This is a genomic window from Achromobacter sp. NFACC18-2, assembly GCF_900108985.1.
Lineage (GTDB): Bacteria > Pseudomonadota > Gammaproteobacteria > Burkholderiales > Burkholderiaceae_B > Achromobacter.
Genome location: NZ_FNYM01000001.1, coordinates 59299 through 76918, shown reverse-complemented (window position 1 = coordinate 76918; position 17620 = coordinate 59299). Strand labels below are relative to the sequence as shown.

The following is a 17620-nucleotide window of genomic DNA, read 5'->3' as shown; positions in this document are numbered from 1 at the left end:
TTACTCCTGCACCGTGCGCGGCGCGGCGGCGGATGCCGGCGAGGACTTGCCCCGCCAGCGCTGCACCAGCGACAGCACCCACACGAAGAAGATGGGGACGAAGATCACGCCCAGCAGCGTGGCGGTCAGCATCCCGCCGATCACGCCCACGCCCAGCGCGCGCTGGCTGGCCGCGCCCGCGCCGGTGGCCAGCGCCAGCGGCACCACGCCCAGGATGAACGCCAGCGACGTCATCACGATGGGCCGAAAGCGCAGCTTGGCGGCCTGGATGGCGGCGTCGGCCAGCGTGTGGCCCTGTTCGCGCAGGCTCTTGGCAAACTCCACGATCAGGATGGCGTTCTTGGCCGCCAGGCCAATGATGGTGATGAGGCCCACCTTGAAGTACACGTCATTCGACATGCCCAGCAGGGTCACCGCCAGCACCGAGCCCAGGGCGCCGATGGGCACGATCAGCATCACGGAAGCCGGAATCGCCCAGCTTTCGTACAGCGCAACCATCAGCAGGAACACCACCAGAAAGGCCAGCGCGAACAGCATGGGCGCCTGCGAACCGGCGAACTTCTCCTGGTACGACAGGCCCGTCCACTCGTAGCCAATGCCCTCGGGTAGCCCCGCCACGATGCGCTCGATTTCGGCCATCGCCTCGCCGGTGCTGCTGCCCGGCATCGCGTCGCCCGCGATCTTGAAGGCCGGATAGCCGTTGTAGCGCGAGATCTGCACCGGCCCGGTCTCCCAGTCCGTCTTGACGAACGCGCTGAGCGGCACCATCCCGCCCGTCTTGTTCGGCACGTTCAGCTGCAGGATGCTTTCGGGCCTCATGCGGTCGCGCACGTCGGCCTGCACCACCACGCGCTGCAGGCGGCCGGCATTGGCGAAGTCATTGATCGTGGCCGACCCGTAGGCGGACGAGATCGCCGTGCTGATCACGTCGAACCCCACGCCCAGCGCCTCGGCCTTTTCGCGGTCGATGTCCAGCCGCAGTTGCGGCGCATCCGCCAGGCCTTCCATCATGGCGTAGGCGATCACGGGCGAACTGTTGGCCTGCGCCAGCAACTGGTTGCGGGCGTCGGTCAGCGCCGCGCGACCCAGGCCGCCGCGGTCCTGCAGCCGCAGCGCGAAGCCGCCCGAATTGCCCAGCCCGTCGATGGGCGGCGGATTGACGGCCATGACCGCGCCGTCGTCGATCGCCGCGAAGCGCGCATTCACGCTGTCGGCCACGTCGGTGGCCGCTTGGCCCTCGCCGCGCTCGGACCAGTCCTTGAGCGTCGGGAACGCGATGCCCGCGTTCTGGCCGGTGCCCGAAAAGCTGAATCCCATCACGGTGAAGGCGTCGCCCATGGCGTCCAGCGACAACAGGTGCTGCTCCACGTCCGCCACGACCTTGTCGGTGCGCATGTGGGTCGCGCCCGGCGGCAACTGCACGTCGACGATGACATACCCCTGGTCTTCCGGCGGCACGAAGGATTCCGGCACGCGCACGTACAGCACGGCCAGCACCGCGACAATGGCGACGTAGATGACCATGTAGCGGCCGGTGCGGCGCACCAGCCGCGAGTTCAGGGCCTCGAAGCGGCCCGTCAGGCGGTTGAAGACGCGGTTGAATCCGCCGAAGAACCCCTTCTTTTCCTCGTGATGGCCCTTCGGGATGGGCTTGAGGAACGTGGCGCACAGCGCGGGCGTGAACGTCAGCGCCAGGAACCCCGAGAACAGGATCGACACCGCCAGCGACAGCGAGAACTGCTGGTAGATGACGCCGACCGACCCGCTCATGAACGCCAGCGGCAGGAACACCGCCGACAGCACCAGCGTGATGCCGACGATGGCGCCGGACACCTGCTCCATGGCCTTAACCGTGGCCTCGCGGGGCGACAGCCCCTCCTCGGCCATGATCCGCTCCACGTTCTCGACCACCACGATGGCGTCGTCCACCAGGATGCCGATGGCCAGCACCATGCCGAACATCGTCATCATGTTCACCGAGAAGCCCAGCACCGACATCACCGCAAACGTGCCCAGCAGGCACACCGGCACCACGATGGTCGGGATCAGCGTGTAGCGGAAGTTCTGCAGGAACAGGAACATCACCAGGAACACCAGCACCATCGCTTCCAGCAGCGTGTGCACCACCTTCGTGATCGCCACGCTGACGAACTTGGACGTGTCGAACGGCACCGAATAGGCCACGTCCTCCGGGAACGAGGCCGACAGTTCCTGCAACCGGGCCTTCACGGCCTTGACGGTGTCGATGGCGTTGGCGCCCGGCGCAAGCTGGACCGCCGCGCCGACCGATTTCCTGCCGTTCAGGCGCGTTTCGAAGTCATAGCTCTGCCGGCCGACTTCCAGCCGCGCCACGTCGGCCAGCCGCACGGACGAGCCGTCCGGATTCGCCCGCAGCACGATGCGGCCGAACTCCTCGGGATTGTCCAGCGTGCCCTTGACGGCCAGCGTCGCGGTCAGCTCCTGTTCGGCCGCGCCGGGACGGCTGCCGAAGCTGCCGGCCGGCACCTGCACGTTCTGCGCGGCGATGGCCGCGTTGACGTCCGCCACGGACAGGCCCAGGCCCAGCAGCTTCTGCGGGTCGATCCAGACGCGCATGGCGGCTTCGGCCCCGAAGAACTGCACCTTGCCCACGCCGTCGACGCGGCGGATCTCGTTGTTGATGTGGCGCGCGGCGTAGTCGGACAGCCCCACCACGTCCTTGTTCGCGTCATCGCCCTTGTACGTCAGGGCATAGATCATCAGGAAATTGGAACTGGCCTGCTCGACCTGCAGGCCCTGCTGCGTCACGGCCGTGGGCAGGCGCGCCTCGGCCTTCTTGATGCGATTCTGCACGTCCACCTGCGCCAGGTCGGGGTCGGTGCCCGGCTCGAACGTGACGGTGATTTCCGCGCTGCCGCTGGAACTGCTGGACGACTCGTAGTACAGCATGTTCTTCGCGCCGTTCAGCTCCTCTTCGATGACGCTGGTCACCGAATCGACCAGCACGGTCGCGGACGCGCCGGGATAGGTGGCCGCGATGGTCACCTGCGGCGGGGCCACCACCGGAAACTGCGACACCGGCAGCGACGGAATCGCCAGCAGGCCGGCGAGCGAAATGAAAATGGCCACCACCCAGGCGAAATTGGGGCGGCCAATGAAAAACTTGGACATGTTCTACCTTCGGGTTTGCGCGCGATGCATCACAGGCTGCTTACACAGGCCGATCAAATAGCCGATCAAACAGAGGCCGATCACACAGCCCGCTCATTGCGCGGCAGGCACTGCGGCATCGCGGGCGGCGGCCAGCTTTGCCGGGTTCACGGGCGTCACGCTGACCTTCTGGCCGGGGACGGCGCCGCTCGCGCCCCCGACGATGACGCGGTCGCCCGGCGCCAGTCCCTCGGTGATGTGCCAATCGCCGCCGCGCATCGTGCCGGTCTGCACCGCGCGGCTCTCCACGACGTCATCCGCCCCCACCACCAGCACCTGCGGCTTGCCATCGGTGCTGCGCGTGACGGCGCGCTGGGGCACCAGGATCGCTTCGGGGTCCACGCCCTGCTGCGTGCGCACGCGCACGTACATGCCGGGCAACAGCAACACGTCGGGATTGGCGAACTCGCCCCGCAACGCGACCTGGCCCGTGCCGCGGTCCACGGCGATGTCCGAGAACAGCAGACGGCCTTCGCGCTGCTGGTCGGTGCCGTCGATGGTGATGGAGATGCTGGCGCCCTCGCCCGCGCCCAGGCGGCCGTCCTGCATGGCGGCGCGCATGCGCAGCATGTCGGCCACGGGCTGGTTGAAGTCCACGTAGACCGGATCGAGCTGCTGGATCGTCGCCATCACGGTGGCTTCGTTCTGGCCCACGAGCGCGCCCTCGGTCACCTGCGCGCGCCCGATGCGGCCCGAGATGGGCGCCTTCACGGTGGCGTAGTCCAGGTTCAGCCGCGCGGTCTCGACGTCGGCCTGGGCCGAGCGGCGGGCCGCCAGCGCGCTCTTGAGCGTGGTGTTGGCGGTATCGAAGTCCTGCTGGCTGACGGCTTCGATCTTGACCAGCGGCGCGTAGCGCCTGACGACGGCCTGCGCGTCGGACACGGCGGCCTCGGCCTTGGCCAGCTCGCCCTGCGCGCGCGACAACGCGGCCTTGAACGGCGCCGGGTCGATGCGGAACAGCACGTCGCCCGCCTTCACGTCGGCGCCTTGCTCGAAATCCCGGCTGAGTACGATGCCGGCCACACGGGCGCGGACTTCGGCCACGCGCATGGGCTCGACCCGGCCGGGCAGTTCGCTGGTCAGTGCGTAACGCTGGGGCTGCACCGCCAGCGCCTTCACCGGACGCGGTCCGGCCGCCTGCGGCTCGCCGCCCTCCTTCCCGCCGCACGCGGCCAGAAAGGTTGCCGCCGCCAACGCCGCCAGGGGCAGTCGCCATGCCTTGTTCCACATCATTCACATCCCCCGCGCACCGCGTCTTGAATTCAAAGAGACGCCGATGCTACCTTAAAGGATGATTTGAATCAATAATGATTCATTTGCGGCTAAGTAGACTGAGTTTGACCAAAAACAAGTCTTTGCTTGAACAAATGACCAAAGTTTGTACAAAGTGAATCGACCATGATCCAATACCGGCCCAAGGGATAAGCACAAACGGGGAGGAAGCAATGTCCGAAGAAGCCGGCCACGAACGGCTGCTCGTCGCGCTGGCGCTTGCCATGGTGGACCAGCCGCGCGCGACGCTGCAGGAACTGGCCAAGGCGGTCGGCGTCAGCAAGGCGACCTTGTACCGGTTCTGCAAGACGCGGGACCAATTGGTGTTGCGGCTCATGACGCACTGCGCGCACGTCATGAAGCAGGCGCTGGCGGATTCGCATCTGGAGACCGCCCCGCCGCGCGCGGCGCTGCGCAGCCTGATCGAACAGCATCTGGCGCACAAGGAGCTGACCGCGTTCCTGATCTACAACTGGAAGCCCGACACCGAACTGGAGCCGGACATCATGAACAGCTGGTCCGGGTATCAGGAAACGCTGGACGCGTTTTTTCTGCGAGGCCAGCGCGAAGGCGTCTTCCGCGTGGACATGACCGCCGCCGCGCTGAGCGAACTCCTGATTGCCGTCATCACCAGCATGGTGGACGCCGAGCGGCGCGGGCGCATCGCCCGCATGGGAATCGCCCAGGTTGCCGAACAGATGATGCTGCACGGCATCGCCGCCGAGCCCTCGGCGGCGCGAGGCTGACCGCGGGGTTGACCGCGGGGTTGACCGCGGGGTTGACCGCTACACAGCCGTCACCGGACGGCCATAAAACGGATAGCTCGGATCGTTGTAGCCGTGCGCGGACGCGTGGCCCGGCGTCACCCAGTCGTTCACCACGGTCTCGTCCTCGGGCGTGATCGTCACGTCCAGCGCCGCGTAGTAGTCGTCCATCTGCGCCAGCGTGCGCGGGCCGGCGATGACGGCCGTGACGACGGGATTGGCCAGCACCCAGGCGGTGGCGAAATGCCCCGGCTGCACGCCGCGCGCGGCGCTGTGCTGGACGAGCTTTTGCGCGATCTGCAGCGACTCCTCGCGGAACTCGGTGGCCAGGATGCGGCGGTCGCCGCGCCCGGCGCGCGTATCCGCCGCGGGGGCCTGGCCCGGCAGGTACTTGCCCGTGAGCACGCCGCGCGCGATCGGGCTGTACGGCACCACGCCCAGCCCGTAATGCTTGCAGGCCGGCAGGATCTCGACCTCCGGTCCGCGGTTCAGCATGTTGTAGTAAGGCTGGCACACCACCGGCTGCGGCACGCCCAGTTTTTCGCACAGGCGCATCACTTCGGCGATGCGCCAGCCCCGGAAGTTCGACAGGCCGAAGCTGCGCAGCTTGCCCGCGCGGATCAGGTCGCCCAGCGCCCACAGCGCCTCTTCGAGGTTTTCCTCGTGGTAGTCGCGGTGCAGGTACAGGATGTCCATGAAATCCGTGCCCATGCGCGACAGGCTCTGCTCCACCCCGCGGATCAGCCACTGGCGCGAGTAATGCGCCAGGTTCGGTCCCTTGCCGACGGGATTGCCGATCTTGCTGGCCAGCACCCAGTCGTGGCGCTGGCCCTTGAGCAGCTTGCCAACCACTTCTTCCGAACGGCCCTCGTTGTAGACATCGGCCGTGTCGATGAAATTGAGCCCATGGTCGCGCGCCGACGCGACGATGCGCGCGGCCTCGTCATCGGGCGTCTGCTCTCCGAACATCATGGTGCCCAGGCAGAGCGGCGATACCCGGAGATTGCTGGTTCCCAGTCGGCGGTAATTCATGGCGTGTTCCTTGATCGGATGAAGAGGTCAGGCGTGGCCGCGCCGCAGCGCGGCCGAACGCCACATCTTGCCCGAAAAATCCTGACACGCCGCAAAACCCGCGCGGCGCGCCGGGCTTTGCCAGGTGTCAGACACCGGCGCCAGCATCCACCGCGGCCAGGATCTTGCCGAAGAGCGCATCCGCATGCGCCGAGTTGAGCCAGCGCACGATCACCACCATCTTGCGCTCCGGCTCCACCCACGTGAAGGAACTGCCCGCCCCCACCCCGAAGAAGCTGGACGACGGCACGCTGGGGAACACCTTGCCCTCGTGGTTCAGCCAGATCAGGTAGCCGTAGTACGGCGCGATGTCGCACGGCGTGCGCATGGCCTGCAGCCATTCGCGCGACAGGATCTGCTGCCCATTGGCCTGGCCGTCGTTCAGCAACATCTGGCCAATCAGCGCCTGGTCGTTGGCGCTGATGGACATGCCGCCGCCCCAGTGCGACCCGCCCGGCACGGACGGCATGCGCTGGCCGTCGATCTCGACCCAGGCGTTGTCGTAGCCCACCCACTGCCAGTCTTCGCTGCAGCCAATGGGGCGCGTGACCGCCTCGCGGAAGACCTCCGGCAGCGGTTTCCTGAACAGGTGCAGCAGCGCATACGACAGCTGGTTGATGCGCACGTCGTTGTATTCCCAGTACGTGCCGGGCGTCTGCAACGGGCGCGCATCGCCCTTCTTGCCGTCGGGCGGCACGCCGAAGGTGACGGCGCGGTAGCGGTCCGCCTGGTCCGACACGCCGAAGCGTTCGCCTTCCCACTCGCTGGTCTGCTGCAGCAGGTGACGCCAAGTGATGGACGCGTTGCGGCCTTCGTCAAAGCCGATGCCCGGCACGCGCTTGCCCACGGGTTCGTCCACGTCGGGCAGCAGGCCGCGGTCATGGGCCACGCCCGCCAGGATGGCCAGGTACAGCTTGGCGACGCTGAAGGTCAGGTCGGCGCGGTCGGGCTCGCCCCAGGCGGCCACCGTCTTGCCGTCCACCACGACCACGCCGGACACCGGCCCGCGGTCATGGATGGGGCCGAGCAGGCGGTTCCAGGGCGGCGGATCATTCAGGTGCACGCCGAAATTGCCCTTGACGCTGCGGTCCCAGGGCGATTCGTGGTCATTGGCGAACTGGATCGCCTGCTGCATGAGCGTATTCATCGGTTCCCTCGTAGTGATTGATTCAGCCCGCCGCGCGTTCCGGCGCGCGGGACAAGAATTCCATGGCCGCCTGCAGCCCGCCCGGGCGGTGCGGGACGCCGGCCGCGGCCAGCCCCATCTCCACCCCGGCCAGCGTGCCGCACAGCGTCAGATCGTTGAAATGGCCCAGGTGGCCAATGCGGAAGATGCGGTCGGAGAGTTTGCCCAGCCCCTGCCCCAGCGACATGTCGTAGCGGTCCAGGATCACCTTGCGCAGCGCGTCCGCGCCATGGCCCTCGGGCATCAGCACGGCGGTCAGCGCCGGACTGTGCGCGGCTGGGTCCAGGCTCAGCAGCTCCAGCCCCCAGGCCGCCACCGCCAGCCGCGTGGCGCGTGCGTGGCGCTCGTGGCGGGCGAACACGCGCGGCAGGCCTTCGGCGTGCAGCATCGCCAGCGCCTCATGCAGGCCATACAACAGATTGGTCGACGGCGTGTACGGGAAATAGCCCTTCTCATTGGGCCCCAGCATCTCGCGCCAATCCCAGTAGGACCGCGGCAAACGGGCGGTCTCGGCCGCCGCCAGCGCGCGCGGCCCCACCGCGTTGAACGACAGGCCAGGCGGCAGCATCAGCCCCTTCTGCGAGCCCGCCACCGTGACATCCACGCCCCATTCGTCGTGGCGATAGTCGATGGAGCCCAGCGACGAAATCGTGTCCACCATCAGCAGCGCCGGGTGCCCGGTCTGGTCCATGGCCGCGCGCACCGCGGCGATGTCGCTGGTGACGCCGGTGGACGTCTCGTTGTGCACCACGCAGACTGCCTTGATGCGGTGCTGGGCGTCGTCGGCCAGGCGGGCGCGGATGGCGTCCGGGTCCACCGGATGGCGCCAGTCGCCTTCGATGTTGTCGACGTCCAGGCCCAGGCGCCCGGCAAGCTTGCGCCACAGGCTGGCGAAATGGCCGGTCTCGACCATCAGCACGCGATCGCCGGGCGACAGCGTATTGACCAGCGCCGCCTCCCACGCCCCGGTGCCCGAGGCCGGAAAGATGACGACGGGGCCGTCGGTCTGGAAGACTTGCCTGATGCCCGCCAGCACCGCCCGCCCCAATGCCCCGAACTCGGGTCCGCGGTGATCGATGGTGGGCTGGTCGATGGCGCGCAGCACCCGGTCCGGCACGTTGGTGGGTCCGGGAATCTGCAGGAAATGCCGGCCAGACGGATGGGTGTTCAGCGTGAGCATGCGTGGCCCCAAAATGGACGTTTTGTATACCAGCCAGTGTGGCGCGGCAGGCGAACCGCGCGCTGCCGGCAGGCGGATATGCGGCATGCGCCACTCTATCCCATTGTTTTTGCCCGCATAACCTAGGGTATGCACCCATCAGAGGGAAGACGAAGTCGGGTTTATAGTCTGCGAAAACAAGGGGAATTTTTGTATACCAATGCGCAGCGATCCTAGCCTGTTGCCGGATCACGCGATGGCCGATGCCTCGCCCGATCCCGCACCGCAACCGGCGGCCCGTGCCGCCGGCGACGGCCGCACGCTGGCGGGCACGGCGGCGGGCGCGCTGCGCGAACGCATCATCCAGGGCGAGTTCCCGCCGGGCACACGGCTGAACGAACGCGCGCTGTGCGACCTGCTCGGCGTGTCGCGCACGCCGCTGCGCGAGGCGTTCCGCCTGCTGGCCGCCGAAGGCCTGGTGCAGATCGAACCCAACCGCGGTGCGCAGGTGGTGGCGCTGTCGCTGGCCAACATCCGCGAGATCTTCGAAGTCATCGGCGGCCTGGAAGCCATGTCTTGCCGGCTGGCCTGCGAACGCGCCTCGGTCGTGGAGATCGCGGAGATCCGCGCGCTGACCTTCGAAATGATGGCCAGCCATGCCCGCCACGACCTGCCGACGTACTTCCGGATCAACCGGGAAATCCACGAACGCATCAGCCTGGCTGCCCACAACAGCCTGCTGAAACAGCTGTACGACGCGCAGAACGCACGAATTCAGAACCTGCGCTTCGTGTCGAATGAAAACCGCCAGAAATGGGATCTGGCGATGCGCGAACACATAGAAATGGCAGAGGCCCTGGCCGCGCGTGACGCGGACCGGCTGGCAGCCATCATGCGGCAGCACCTGCAGCGCAAATGCGAGGCGGCGCTCAAAAGCCGGAGCGAGACGATAGATACGCAACACATGTAGTGTCTTCAAGAGGAGCCTTCACCATGGCTGATTGTCGCTTCACACCTTATCGCTTCACCCCCGCTGCACCCGCGCTGTCCTCCCGCCGCATCCCTGCGTTCAAGTCCCTGGCCGCCGCCCTGCTTGCCTGCGCCGCCCTGGCCACCCAGCCGGCGCTTGCCGGCAAGAAAGACGACACCTTGCGCATGGCCTACGACCAGGCGCCGGAAAGCGTCGATCCCTACTTCAACAACGTGCGCATCGGCGTCATCATCGCCGCCAACGTGTGGGACACCCTGCTCTACCGCGACCCGGTCACCAATGAGTACAAGGGCCAGCTTGCTAAGAGCTGGAAGCAGATCGACGACAAGACCATGGAATTCGAGCTGCGCCAAGGCGTCAAATTCCACAACGGTGAGGAGTTCGACGCCGACTCGGTCGTGTACACGCTGAACTTCGTGGCCGACCCCAAGAACAAGGCGGTCACGCAGCAGAACGTGTCGTGGATCGACAAGGTCGAGAAGATCGACAAATACAAGGTGCGCCTGACCACCAAGCAGCCCTTCCCCGGCGCCAAGGAATACCTGTCCACCACGGCCGCCATCCACCCCGCCAAGTACTACCAGGAAGTCGGCCCCAAGGGCATGAACGCCAAGCCGGTCGGATCGGGTCCCTACAAGGTGGTGGACTACCAGCCCGGCAAGTCCATCACCCTGGAACGCAACGCCGACTATTTCAAGGACTCGCCCAAGGCGCAGCCCAAGATCGGCAAGGTGGTCATCCGCTTCATCCCCGACCGCCAGACGCAGATGGCGGAAGTGATCTCGGGCGGCGAAGACCTGATCATGAGCGTGCCCAAGGACCAGGCCGAACAGTTGGGCGGCATGCCCAACCTGCAGATGGTCACGGGCAACACCATGCGCATCGTGTTCATGCAGATGAACATCCTGGAGGGCACGCCCGCGCCGCAGCTCAAGGACGAGCGCGTGCGCCGCGCCATCATCCACGCGATCGACCGCGAATCCATGCTCAAGAACATCGTGGGCGAAGGCGGCGGGCTCATCAATACCATCTGCACGCCCTCGCAGGTCGGCTGCACGCAGGAAGGCGCGCCGACCTACAAGTACGATCCGGCGCAGGCCAAGAAGCTGCTGGCCGAGGCGGGCTATCCCAATGGCTTTGACATCGACATCGTGGCCTACCGCGAGCGCAATCAGACCGAGGCCATCATCAATTACCTGCAGGCCGTCGGCATCCGGGCCAAGCTGAACTTCCTGCAGTACGCCGCCATGCGCGACATGATCCGCGCCAACAAGGCATCGCTCACGCACCAGACCTGGGGCTCGAACCTGGTCAACGACGTGTCCGCGTCCACGCCGGTGTACTTCGCCTTCGGCAACGACGACATCACCCGCGATCCCAAGGTGCGCGACCTGCTCAACAAGGGCGACCACACGATCGAGCTCGGGCCGCGCAAGGCAGCCTACAAAGAGGCGCTGGACATCATCGCGGAAAAGGCCTACGCGGTGCCGCTGTGGACGCTGCCCGCCTACTACGTCGCCACCAAGGACGTGAACTTCAAGCCCTACTCGGATGAGCTGGTGCGATTCTGGGACATGAGCTGGAAGTAAGGCGCGGTCCGCGCCGGGCCGGCCCCGTGCCTGCCCGGCGCTGCTGAACAGAGAGGTAGTCCTATGCTTTATTTCACGCTGAGGCGCCTGGGCCTGGCGGCCCTGGTGGCGCTGACCGTGTCCGTCCTGGCGTTCCTGCTGCTGCACCTGTCGGGCGATCCGGCGCTGGCCCTGGCCGGCGAAGGCGCGCGGCAGGCCGACATCGACTTGATCCGCAAGACCTACGGGCTGGACCGGCCCATCATCGTCCAGTACGCCGACTGGCTCTGGCACATCCTGCAGGGCGACTTCGGCACCTCGGTGTACTTCAAAACCGAGGCCGGGCCGCTGATCCTGTCCAAGCTGGCCACCACGCTCAAGCTGGGCATGGCCGCGCTGGCCTTCGCGCTCCTGATCTCGATCCCGCTGGGCGTGCTGGCCGCGCTGTACAAGGGCAGCCTGATCGACCGCGTGTGCCTGGCCATCGCCGTGCTGGGCCAGGCGCTGCCGAATTTCTTCTTCGCGCTGATCCTGATCATGCTGTTCTCCATTTCGCTGCGCATCCTGCCGGTGTCGGGCAGCGGCACGTGGCAGCACTTCGTCATGCCGGCCATCGCGCTGGGCTACTACGTGGCGCCGGCCTTCATGCGCCTGATCCGCGCGGGGATGATCGAGGTGCTGGGCGCCGACTACATCCGCACCGCGCGGGCCAAGGGTCTGCCGGCCAGGAAGATCATCTTCAAGCACGCCCTGCGCAACGCCATCGTGCCCGTGGTGGCGCTGGCCGCGGTGCAACTGGGCTACCTGCTGGGCGGCTCGGTCGTCATCGAGACCATCTTCGCGCTGGACGGCCTGGGGTACCTCGCCTACCAGAGCATCACGTACAAGGACTACCCGGTCATGCAGCTCATCGTGCTGCTGCTGTCGGTGCTGTACGTGCTGCTGACGCTCGCCAGCGACGTGGCCAACGCGTGGCTCGATCCGCGCATCCGGGTGTCCTGACATGAACACGCCTATCCTCACTCCTTCCGCGCCCGGCGCGCCCGCCCCGGCGCCGCTGGAACTGTCCGCCTCCGCGCTGCGCTGGCGCCGGCTGCGCCGCAACAAGGCGCTTCTGGCCGGCGGCGGCATCCTGCTCGTCATCGTGCTGATCGCGCTGCTGGCGCCATGGATCTCGCCGCACGATCCCTACTTCCAGGACCTGGCCTACCGTACCGCGCCGCCCGTCTGGTATGAAAAAGGCACCTGGCTGCACCCGCTGGGCACCGACCAGCTCGGGCGCGACTACATGTCGCGGCTCTTCTACGGTGCGCGCATTTCGCTCCTGATCGGCATCAGCGTGGCGCTCATCTCGGGGCTCATCGGCACCGCGATGGGCATGGCCGCCGGCTACTTCGGCGGCAAGGTCGACATGGCCGTGTCGTTCCTCATCACCACGCGCCTGTCCATGCCGGTGATCCTGGTGGCGCTGGCCACCGTGGCCATCGTCGGGGGGTCACTGTGGGTGGTGATCCTGGTGCTGGGCCTGCTCAAGTGGGACCGCTACGCCGTGGTGATGCGCAGCGCCACGCAGCAGGTGCGCTCGCTGGAATACGTGGCCGCGGCGCAGGCCGCGGGCGCCAGCACCTGGCGCATCGTGTGGGGCGAGGTCCTGCCCAACGTGGTGCCGCAGCTCATCGTGATCGCCACCCTGGAAGCGGCCAGCGCCATCCTGCTGGAGGCGTCGCTGTCGTTCCTGGGCCTGGGCGTGCAACCGCCGCTGCCGTCCTGGGGCCTGATGATCTCCGAAGCCAAGGCCTACATGTTCTTCTCGTTCTGGCTGATCGCCATCCCGGGATCGGCCCTGGCGCTCCTGATCTTCGCGATCAACCTGGCCGGCGACGGCCTGCATCAACTCCTGACGCCTGAAGAGAGGGCCTGAGCATGAACAGCACGGATATCGTCCTGGACGTCCAGGGCCTGACGGTCGACATCGCCACGCCGCGCGGCGCGCTGCACGCGGTGCGCGACGTCTCCTTCCAGGTCCGCCGCGGCGAAACGCTGTGCCTCGTGGGGGAATCGGGCTGCGGCAAGTCCATGACCTCGCTGGCCATCATGGGCCTCTTGCCCAAGGCCGCCCGGCGCAGCACGCGCCGGCTGGCGGTGCTGGGCGAGGACCTGTCCACGGCGCGCGGCCGGCGCATCAACGCGCTGCGCGGCAGCAAGATGGCAATGATCTTCCAGGAGCCCATGACGGCGCTCAACCCCGCCTACGCCATCGGCGAACAGCTCACCGAACACTACATCCACCACCGCAAGGCGAGCAGCCAGCAGGCGCGCGACCGGGCCGTGGAGCTGCTGGAGAAGGTCGGCATCGCGTCGGCCGGCCAGCGCCTGGGGCAGTATCCGCACCAGTTGTCGGGCGGGCTGCGCCAGCGCGTCATGATCGCGATGGCGCTGATGTGCGGTCCGGAGCTCCTGATCGCCGACGAGCCCAGCACCGCGCTGGACGTCACCATCCAGGCGCAGATCCTGCGGCTGCTGGCCGACCTGCAGGCCGAACTGGGCATCGCGATGGTGCTGATCACGCACGATCTGGGCGTGGTGGCGCGCATCGCGCGGCAGGTGGCGGTGATGTACGCGGGGCAGATCGTCGAGGAAGGCCCCGTGGCCGACATCTTCGCCACGCCGCACCACCCCTACACGCAGGGGCTCCTGGGCTGTATTCCCGTTCCCGGCCGCACGGCGCCCGGCCAGGCGCTGGGCACCATTCCCGGCGTCGTGCCGTCGCTGGTGGGCGAGCTGCGCGGGTGCGCCTTCGCCGACCGTTGCCCGCATGCCCAGCCGCAATGCAGGCAAGCGGTTCCCGTCCACGGCCAGGCGACTGGCCAGCAATGGCGCTGCATCCTGGGCGCCGAAGGAGTGCCGGCATGAGCGCGCTGCTGCAAGCCGACGCCGTCAGCCGGCAATTCACCGTCCGCGCGGGGATGTTCCGCCCGCGCGCCACCCTGCACGCGGTCAATGGCGTGGACCTGGCCGTGGACCGCGGCGCGGTGCTGGGCATCGTGGGCGAGTCCGGCTGCGGCAAGTCCACGCTGGCGCGCATGCTGCTGGGCCTGACCCCACCGAGCGAAGGCGCCATCCGCCTGGAAGGCCAGGACATCCGCCAGATAGACCGGCGCGCGCTGGCCCGGCGCGTGCAGCCCATCTTCCAGGATCCGTATTCGTCGCTCAACCCGCGCCGCTCCATCGCCTCCATCGTGTCCCTGCCGCTGGAGGTGCATGGCATCCCCAATCCCAAGATGCACAAGGCCATCGACATGCTGGAGCGCGTGGGCCTGCCGCCCCGGCTGGCCCACAACACGCCGGGCCAACTGTCCGGCGGACAGCGCCAGCGCGTGGCGATCGCGCGCGCGCTGGTGATGCAACCCGAGATCGTGATCTGCGACGAGCCGACCTCCGCGCTGGACGTGTCGGTGCAGGCGCAGATCATGAACCTGCTGATGGATCTGCGGCGCGACTTCAACCTGACCTATGTCTTCATCAGCCACAACCTGGCGGTGGTCGAGCACATCGCCACCCACGTAGCCGTGATGTACCTGGGCCGCGTGGTGGAATCGGCCCCCACCGCCCGCCTCTTCCATGACCCGCGCCACCCCTACACGCAGGCGCTGCTGGCGTCGGTGCTGACGCCCGAGCCCGGCCTGGGCATTCCCGACATGGGCCTGGGCCTGTCGTTCCCCGATCCGCTGCACCCGCCTTCCGGCTGCCCTTTCCATCCCCGCTGCCAGCACGCCATGGCGCAATGCAAGACCGAGCGCCCCGCGCTGGCCGAGCGCGACGGCGCGCTCGTCGCCTGCCACCTCTATCCGTCCGTCACCCCCACTTCCCAGGGAGTTACCCAGCCATGACCCGCGCACACGCCATCGCCCAGGCGGAACAATGCTTTGATTCCGGCGCCTTCCGCGCATTGCTGGCGCGCCGGCTGGCGCTGCCCACCGAAAGCCAGAACCCGGAACGCGCCGCCGTGCTGGCGGACTACCTCGAGTCCGAGATCCGCCCGGCCTTCGAGGCCCTGGGCTTTACCTGCCGCACCCTCACGCATCCGAAGGCGCTGGCGCCCTTTCTCTATGCCGAGCGCATCGAGGATCCCGCCCTGCCCACCGTGCTGGGCTACGGGCATGGCGACGTCATCCGGGGCCTGGAACGCGAATGGAAGGAAGGCCTGTCGCCGTGGGCGCTGACCGAGGCCGAAGGCCGCTGGTACGGCCGCGGCATCGCCGACAACAAGGGCCAGCACACCATCAACATGGAGGCCCTGCGACTGGTGCTGGAAACGCGCGGCGCGCTGGGCTTTAACGCCAAGTACCTGATCGAGATGGGCGAGGAAACCGGCTCCATGGGCCTGCGCGAACTGTGCGCCGAGCATCGGGACCTGCTGGCGGCCGATCTGCTGATCGCCTCGGACGGCCCGCGCCTGAGCGCCAATCGGCCCACCATTTTCCTGGGCGCGCGCGGCAGCCTGAATTTCGACCTCACGATCGAGGCGCGCGCCGGCGGCCATCATTCCGGCAACTGGGGCGGACTGATTTCCAACCCCGGCCTGCAGCTTGCCCACGCGATCGCCAGCATCGCCTCGCCCACCGGCAAGATCCTCATCCCCGAGTGGGTGCCCAAGGCGCTGCCGGCCGCCGTGCGGCGCGCGCTCGCCGACTGCGAAGTCGACGGCGGCGCGGACGGCCCCGACATCGAGCCCGACTGGGGCGAACCGGGCCTGTCGCCCGCCGAGCGCGTGTTCGGCTGGTGCTCGTTCGAGGTGCTGGCCTACAAGACCGGCAACCCCGACACGCCCGTCAATGCCATCCCGCCGCGCGCCTGGGCGCGCTGCCAGTTGCGCTTCGTGGTGGGCGTGGACCCCGACGACCTCATCCCCGCCCTGCGCCGGCACCTGGACAGCCACGGCTTTCCGATGGTCAAGATCTCCCTGACCCGCGAATCCATGTTCCGCGCGACGCGCATCGATCCCGACGACGCGTGGGTGCGCTGGGCCGTGGAATCGCTGGAACGCACGTCGGGCCAGAAGGCCGCGCTGCTGCCCAACCTGGGCGGCTCGCTGCCCAACGACATCTTCACCGACGTGCTGGGCCTGCGCACGATCTGGGTGCCCCACTCCTATCCCGGCTGCTCGCAGCACGCGCCCAACGAACACCTGCCGCCGGCACTGCTGCGGCAGGCGCTCAGCCTGATGACCGGGCTGTACTGGGATCTGGGCGCGGGGAATACACCCGCGATCAGTAATCCCAGATGACCGGGACCCAGCGGAACGCATCGCCTTCCACCGCCACCCGTCCCACGGACGGGAACGGCAGGTGCGCCGCCACGAGCAGGCCCTTGTTCTCGGCCAGTTCGTTAAAGAGCGCAAAGCGCACACGGGCCGATTCCACCGGGTCGTGCTCGAAGCCGTTGTGCCATTCGGGGTGGTCAAAGCCCACGGGGAACACGGCGTCGCCGGCAAACGTCAGGCGCTCGCCGCCCGAGACCAGGTCCACCACGCAGTGGCCGGGCGTGTGCCCGCCGGTCAGGCGCACGGTCACGCCCGGGGCCACTTCGTGGCGGTCCTCGAAGACGCGGATCCGGTCGCGGTACGTCTCGTAGAAGCTCGTCGCGGTCGAGCGCAGCACCGCGGGCACCGGCTTGGGCATGACCGTCTGAGAAAAGTCCGGCGAGGTCCAGAACGCGACCTCGGTCGCATTCACATGGATGCGCACATCGGGGCGCAGGCGCTCCTTGACGCCGGGGACCAGCAGCCCGCCCACGTGATCCATGTGCATGTGCGTAATGATCACGTCCGTCACGGTTTCGAGCGGGATGCCGGCCGAGGCCAGCCGTTGCGGGAACATGCCCGCGCGCGGAAAGCCCGGGAACTGGCCGCCCAGCCCCGCGTCGATAAGAATGGTCTGGTCGCCGCTGCGCGCCACCATCACGTTGAGCGGCCAGTCGAAGGCGTCCGGCGGCATTAACATATGATCCAGCCAGACGGCCAGGTCGGCGGGATCGGCGTTGGTCGCCATGGTCGCGGTGGGCAGCGGCAACACGCCGTCGCTGACGACCAGCGCGTCGATGTCGCCGATCTGCACGGCGTAGCGGGACGGGACCAGGTCGATGGGTTCCTGGGTGATGGAATCCTGGGTTTCTGCGGAATACATGGCGAAAGCTCCTTGATGGCGGGCGAACAGGCCGTGCGGCGCCCCGGGGTCGCATGCATCCTTGATGGGGGCCTCAGGCAGGGAAGAGACAGTGAGGGCATCGTAGGACCGGGGGCGTGCGCGCGGTAGACACGGCGCCGGAAGCACGATGTTGTGCGATGCGCACCAATGCGCGCGGGCAAGCCGTGATCACGTCGCGCAATCTCGGTTACGCTTGCGGCCTTTCACCATCCGC

14 protein-coding genes are annotated in these 17620 nt (G+C 67.6%); 8 read left to right on the top strand and 6 right to left on the bottom strand.

Annotation, left to right across the window (positions count from 1 at the left end):
- Positions 1-3150 carry an efflux RND transporter permease subunit gene (locus BMW75_RS00370; RefSeq protein WP_092575359.1) on the bottom strand — a complete coding sequence of 1050 codons (3150 nt, stop codon included), beginning with the start codon at positions 3148-3150 and terminating at the stop codon, positions 1-3.
- Between the two features lie 93 nt (positions 3151-3243).
- Positions 3244-4419, bottom strand: coding sequence for an efflux RND transporter periplasmic adaptor subunit (locus tag BMW75_RS00365; RefSeq protein WP_092576230.1), 1176 nt, complete (start codon positions 4417-4419; stop codon positions 3244-3246).
- Between the two features lie 215 nt (positions 4420-4634).
- On the opposite strand from BMW75_RS00365, the gene BMW75_RS00360 reads away from it, so the two are divergent.
- Positions 4635-5207, top strand: a complete 573-nt coding sequence (locus tag BMW75_RS00360; RefSeq protein WP_092575356.1) for a TetR/AcrR family transcriptional regulator — start codon at positions 4635-4637, stop codon at positions 5205-5207.
- A gap of 39 nt (positions 5208-5246) precedes the next feature.
- On the opposite strand, the gene BMW75_RS00355 is transcribed toward BMW75_RS00360, so the two are convergent.
- From BMW75_RS00355 to BMW75_RS00345, 3 genes are all read right to left on the bottom strand, one after another.
- On the bottom strand, positions 5247-6257 hold the full coding sequence (locus BMW75_RS00355; protein ID WP_076521157.1) for an aldo/keto reductase: 1011 nt from the start codon (positions 6255-6257) through the stop codon (positions 5247-5249).
- Between the two features lie 127 nt (positions 6258-6384).
- On the bottom strand, positions 6385-7443 hold the full coding sequence (locus tag BMW75_RS00350) for a serine hydrolase domain-containing protein (RefSeq protein WP_076521158.1): 1059 nt from the start codon (positions 7441-7443) through the stop codon (positions 6385-6387).
- Between the two features lie 22 nt (positions 7444-7465).
- Entirely contained in the window at positions 7466-8662 is a 1197-nt protein-coding gene (locus BMW75_RS00345; protein WP_092575353.1) for a pyridoxal-phosphate-dependent aminotransferase family protein, read from the bottom strand.
- 235 nt (positions 8663-8897) lie between these two features.
- Here BMW75_RS00345 and BMW75_RS00340 point away from each other — a divergent pair, with 235 nt between their 5' ends.
- The 7 genes from BMW75_RS00340 to BMW75_RS00310 all read left to right on the top strand — a co-directional run bounded on the left by BMW75_RS00340 (position 8898) and on the right by BMW75_RS00310 (position 16487).
- The gene (locus tag BMW75_RS00340; RefSeq protein ID WP_371466541.1) at positions 8898-9611 is read left to right on the top strand and encodes a GntR family transcriptional regulator; all 714 of its coding nucleotides are present in this window, start codon (positions 8898-8900) and stop codon (positions 9609-9611) included.
- A gap of 23 nt (positions 9612-9634) precedes the next feature.
- Positions 9635-11221, top strand: coding sequence for an ABC transporter substrate-binding protein (locus BMW75_RS00335; protein ID WP_092575348.1), 1587 nt, complete (start codon positions 9635-9637; stop codon positions 11219-11221).
- A 63-nt stretch (positions 11222-11284) separates the two neighbouring features.
- Positions 11285-12202, top strand: coding sequence for an ABC transporter permease (locus BMW75_RS00330; protein WP_076521161.1), 918 nt, complete (start codon positions 11285-11287; stop codon positions 12200-12202).
- Position 12203: 1 nt separating this feature from the next.
- Complete coding sequence (locus tag BMW75_RS00325) at positions 12204-13121, top strand: ABC transporter permease (RefSeq protein WP_076521162.1); 918 nt, start codon at positions 12204-12206, stop codon at positions 13119-13121.
- Between the two features lie 2 nt (positions 13122-13123).
- The gene (locus tag BMW75_RS00320; protein ID WP_076521163.1) at positions 13124-14113 is read left to right on the top strand and encodes an ABC transporter ATP-binding protein; all 990 of its coding nucleotides are present in this window, start codon (positions 13124-13126) and stop codon (positions 14111-14113) included.
- Positions 14110-15090, top strand: coding sequence for an ABC transporter ATP-binding protein (locus tag BMW75_RS00315; RefSeq protein WP_092575346.1), 981 nt, complete (start codon positions 14110-14112; stop codon positions 15088-15090). Before BMW75_RS00320 ends, BMW75_RS00315 begins: the two co-directional genes overlap by 4 nt.
- A complete protein-coding gene (locus tag BMW75_RS00310; protein WP_092575344.1) occupies positions 15087-16487 on the top strand; it encodes a M20 family metallopeptidase in 1401 nt (466 codons plus the stop codon). Before BMW75_RS00315 ends, BMW75_RS00310 begins: the two co-directional genes overlap by 4 nt.
- Here the strand turns inward: BMW75_RS00310 and BMW75_RS00305 are convergent.
- A complete protein-coding gene (locus tag BMW75_RS00305) occupies positions 16471-17385 on the bottom strand; it encodes an MBL fold metallo-hydrolase (protein WP_092575342.1) in 915 nt (304 codons plus the stop codon). The genes BMW75_RS00310 and BMW75_RS00305 overlap by 17 nt on opposite strands.
- Positions 17386-17620 lie beyond the last annotated feature (235 nt).